Below are 4,277 nucleotides of genomic sequence, written 5' to 3'. Positions count from 1 at the left end.
CCTTGGGTCAGGCGGGTCAACATCTCGTTGATTTCCGAGGTGCTGGCCTGGGTACGAGCGGCGAGGGCGCGGACTTCGTCAGCCACCACCGCAAAACCACGACCCTGTTCACCGGCGCGGGCCGCTTCGATGGCAGCGTTGAGGGCCAACAGATTGGTCTGCCCGGCAATCGCACCGATCACCCCGAGAATCTCGGTGATGCGCTGGGCGTCCTGCTGCATGTTCTCGACTTTGTGAGTGGCACTGGCCACTTCGTCGATCAACGCCACCACACTGTTGGTCGCTTCACCCACGACAACGCGTGAACGGTCGGCGTTTTCGTTGGCGCGCTGGGTGAACGCCGCCGTTTCAGCGGCATTCTGCGCGACGCTTTCGGCGGTCGAGCTCATTTCGGTGATGGCGGTAACGGTCTGGTCGGTTTCCGAAGCGTGACGCAACAGGATCTGGCTGGTATGCGCCGAGGTCCGTTGCAGGTCGTCGAGGCTCGAAGCCATTGCACCGGTGGCCTGCGTCACTTCGCCGATCATGTTTTGCAGGTAGGCGATAAAGGTGTTCACCGAATGGCCAATAGCGCCGAGTTCGTCTTCGGCGCGAATGGTGATGCGGCGGGTCAGGTCGGCGTCACCGCTGGACAGCAAGTCGATGTTGGCTTTCAGCGCTTTCATGCGCTGGACCAACTGACGGATTGCATAAACCTGCAACAGCACCAACAGGATCACCAGTGGAATCTGCAACAGGCTCAGGCTGCTGAGGACATCGTCGCGTTGCGCGGTGAGCAGTTTGGTCGGCAGGGCGGTGGCCAGGAACCATGGTGTGCCTTCGATGGGGCGCATGAAGAAGGTGCTGGCTTCACCGTTGTTGTCGAACTCCACGCGTTGCGCCTGATCACGGTTTTGCAGGCCGGCCTTGACCTGGCTGGCGAAGGTCGAGCTGCCGGCCAGTTCGCTGATGTTTTTCAGCACGATCGGGCCACTGATGCGCGAACTGTTGCTGATGATTTTGCCGTCAGCTTCGACGATCAGCATTTCGGCGTTGAGGTCCTTTTCCTTGCGGGCCACCAGATCATTAAAGAAGCCGAGGGTCACGTCGATGGTCGACACCCCCCAGGCGGCGCCGTTTTTCTGGATCGCCATGGCGCAGTTGGTGCGCGGTTCGGCGCTGGCGTCGTCCTTGTAGGCCGCTGCCCAGGCGCACTGACCGCGCGCAGTGGCCATGCCGCCCTTGTACCAGCTCTGGTCGTAATAGTTGGGGGCCGCATCGCTGTTCCAGAACGTGTTCACCGCCAGTTTGCCCGAGGCGTCACGGTGCCAGAAGGTGCTGAACTTATTGCGCCCGGCTTCACGCTGGCCAGGTAGCGGCCAGATCCCGCCGCCGAAGACCTTCAGCTCGCCGTACTGATCCACCAGGCCCGGCAACACCGTGTCGATGGCCGCGCTGTCGAGCAGCGGAATGGTCTGGGTGATGCTGCGCTGTTGCGCCTGCACCTTGTTCAGCTCGCCCTGAATCTGCTCGGCGACTTCGGCGATACGGTTGAGCACCACCTGTTCTTCGGTCTGCCGCAGCTTGGGCGCGACCAGTTGGCTGATACCGACCACGGTCAGCACCGACAACAGCAGGATGAACAGAACCAGCAACAGCGTGTAGCGAGCCTGAATAGTACGAAGTGCGGGCATGGAAACCGGTCCTTGAGCTGCGATTCTTATTGTGGGTTCGGGAAAAAAACGGCGGGCTTTCTTACGTATCGTCGTGTCCGCTCGAAGCTTTAGGTACTTTCGTACAAGAACCTGCATGGCCGACCGGTGGTGTGTATCGAAACGGATACAAGAAAACCGGCCAGCGCGTTTGTCAGGGCCAAAAGCCTGGTGAAAATTATTGGGTTGAAGCCTCAATGCCATGGATTTCCGGCGTGACGCCGGTTTGTATCGAGTTTGTACTGGAATTGTAAAAACCTGATAAAAAAGGTTGGTGCCATTACTTTGCCCGCCGATACTTCCACGCACTAAAACAGGTCATCAGGGACATTCTTCATGCGCGACATCCAAGGAGCACAGTCATGACTATCGGCTACACGGGCGCTTGGCAAAGCAAGGCGGGCCTGTTGATTCAGGACACCGGTGTGCGCGGCAAACCGGTTACGCAAAGCGCCAGGGTCAAGCAGATGCTTGCGCTGGTCGGCAACGATCCGAACGCACTGAACATCGCCGAAATGGATCGGCAAAAGCTGCACAAGAACGTCAAGGGATTTAACCCGGAAAACGTCTCGGCGAAACAATTGGGCAACCTCAGCGCATTCCTGCGCGGCAAAGGTCTGATTACCGATCTCACCGCCATGACTCTGCTCAACGCGGGCGACAAGTTCGACCGCTTCGGTGTGCAGAAAGACCCGGACGCCAAGTTCAATGCCCTGGAGTACTTCGCGACTCAGCTGGACACCATCCAGAGCAACAGCATCAAGGGCGATAAATACGCCGCAGGCTTGATCCCCGAATACAAGAAAGCGATTTACGTGCTGCAGAACCTCAAGACCTATGGCATGGGCAACGGGCAAACGGCACCGACGGACAAAGGCGTCAGAGCCAAGGCGTGATCCTCGACAGTGGCCCGTTCCTGTCACGAACGGGCCAGGTCTTGCCGTCAGACGTCGTCGGGTTTTTGCTGAAGCCGATCCTGCAGGCGTTGCATCAGTGGGCAATGCAACTGCAGCGCACGGTCGCTATGCCCGCGGTGGAATAACGCCAGCCACCCGTCGCAGTGGCCATCGCCGGGCGCCAGCCCAGTGAAGACAAAGCCGATACTCGCCAGTCTGTCGACATCCAGCGCAAAGTGCCGAGACAATCCAAGCCTGAGCGAAACCAGCCAGTGCGCCGGCAACTCGCGCAATTGTTTGAGCAATCCCGGTTTGAGCTTTTCCAGCACCAGGTCATGCCGACTGGCGCCATGACCGACATGAATCGGTGCGCCGCGCCAATGTGGCAATGGCTCTTCAACCCCCAGCTCATTGCTCAGGTGCAGCATGAACGCCTCATGTTGCATCGGCCACGTCAGGTCGGGCAGCGGACGTTGATAGCCGGGAATGTTCTGGAAACCGACAACGATGGATTCCCGTGTCGGGGGAGCGAGCGGTGACGGCACATAGTCGGGCAGCAATCCGGTGTTATGAAACCCCAGGCTGTGTGCCATGCGCTGTGTGTAGGGGTGACAAGTGACCTGCTTGATGGACAGATAGCGACAACCCAGGGCTTGCGCGTGCACCCGCAACTGCTCGCCCAGACGGGTGGCGATATTCTGGCCGCGAAAGTCAGGGTGGACGACGCTGACCGCCAGTTCTGCACCCTGACCAACGTTTTCGCGCAATAAGGTGGCATGCCCGAGGATCTGCCCGTCGACTTCTGCAACCAGCGAGTGCCAGCGCTGACGGCTGTGGTGCTGGCTGATCATGTGCGGCAGGTAGACATCGGGTTGCGCGTATTGGTCGCCATACACTTGCCGGATCAGGCCGCTGACCGCCGTCGCATCGGCGTCACGATAGTTACGGAGAATTAGCGGCTCCATCAGGCAGACTCCGCTGCATCATGTTGATAGTCACGCAGGTCCAGCACGCGCAGGCATTTGCCCGAACGGGGATGCCGCGGCAGGTCCTCGAAGGTGCAGTGCAGAATCCGCAGTTCCAGCAACTGATCCTTGCGCAATTGTTCGATCAACGGATACAACTCGATGAGTCCGGCTTCCAGCGTCCGGTTAGCCTCGGCCACCGCCGGCGACGGGTGATTCGCCACCCATTTCAAGGTGAGCACGTCCTTGTGCATCGCCTGCTCAATGACCAGTTGCCAGGTGTCACTGCCCACATCGCGCCGGACACGCTCGCCGATTTCCCCCGGCATCAGCGACAAAATCCCGACCCGCACCCGTTCACTGCTTGCGCTGCGGCCCTTGAGGGCGAACTTGCGCATGGCCGTGCCTGCCGGTTCGCGCCAGCAGGCACGGTCGCCCACCGGATAACGAATCACCGGCATCAAGCGGCGGGTGAGGTTGGTCAGCACCAACAGGCCGATGCGCTCGCAAGTGTCGATGACCTCACCGGTCTGCTCGTCGATGATCTCGACGATGCTGTGGCCGTCGCACATCCGATGCTCGCCCTCGCTGCAGTCACGGTGGCTGGCGCCGATCAATCCGGCGTCGACACTGGCGTAGCCAATGGAGGCGATGCGCGCGGCGGGAAACGCTTGCCGCAGAATTGTTCGCTGCGCGGTAAACAGGCTTTCACCTCCGTAGAGAAT

General features: G+C 60.0%; 3 protein-coding genes and 1 pseudogene. 1 reads left to right on the top strand and 3 read right to left on the bottom strand.

Features of this window, described 5'->3' with window-relative positions; translation table 11 throughout:
* The coding region (locus tag DBR24_RS07795) for a methyl-accepting chemotaxis protein (protein ID WP_146188987.1) at window positions 1–1,673 on the bottom strand (1,673 nt) is incomplete at its 3' end.
* A 380-nt stretch (window positions 1,674–2,053) separates the two neighbouring features.
* On the opposite strand from DBR24_RS07795, the gene DBR24_RS07790 reads away from it, so the two are divergent.
* Window positions 2,054–2,587, top strand: coding sequence for a hypothetical protein (locus DBR24_RS07790; protein WP_128614416.1), 534 nt, complete (start codon window positions 2,054–2,056; stop codon window positions 2,585–2,587).
* Between the two features lie 47 nt (window positions 2,588–2,634).
* On the opposite strand, the gene DBR24_RS07785 is transcribed toward DBR24_RS07790, so the two are convergent.
* Window positions 2,635–3,552, bottom strand: a complete 918-nt coding sequence (locus tag DBR24_RS07785) for a GNAT family N-acetyltransferase (RefSeq protein ID WP_128614415.1) — start codon at window positions 3,550–3,552, stop codon at window positions 2,635–2,637.
* A pseudogene (locus tag DBR24_RS07780) lies at window positions 3,552–4,277 on the bottom strand (phenylacetate--CoA ligase family protein); the annotation flags it as partial. The gene DBR24_RS07785 and the pseudogene DBR24_RS07780, both read right to left, overlap by 1 nt.

This window comes from Pseudomonas sp. HMWF006 (assembly GCF_003061205.1).
GTDB classification, from domain to species: Bacteria; Pseudomonadota; Gammaproteobacteria; order Pseudomonadales; family Pseudomonadaceae; genus Aquipseudomonas; species Aquipseudomonas monsensis.
The sequence above is the reverse complement of the archived record's forward strand: the minus strand, read 5'-3'. Positions and strand labels throughout refer to the sequence as shown.

Excerpts from the sequence above, each read along its gene's own strand:
- DBR24_RS07790 (WP_128614416.1), top strand. The coding sequence starts at position 2,054 with ATGACTATCGGCTACACGGGCGCTTGGCAAAGCAAGGCGGGCCTGTTG.
- DBR24_RS07785 (WP_128614415.1), bottom strand. The coding sequence starts at position 3,552 with ATGGAGCCGCTAATTCTCCGTAACTATCGTGACGCCGATGCGACGGCG.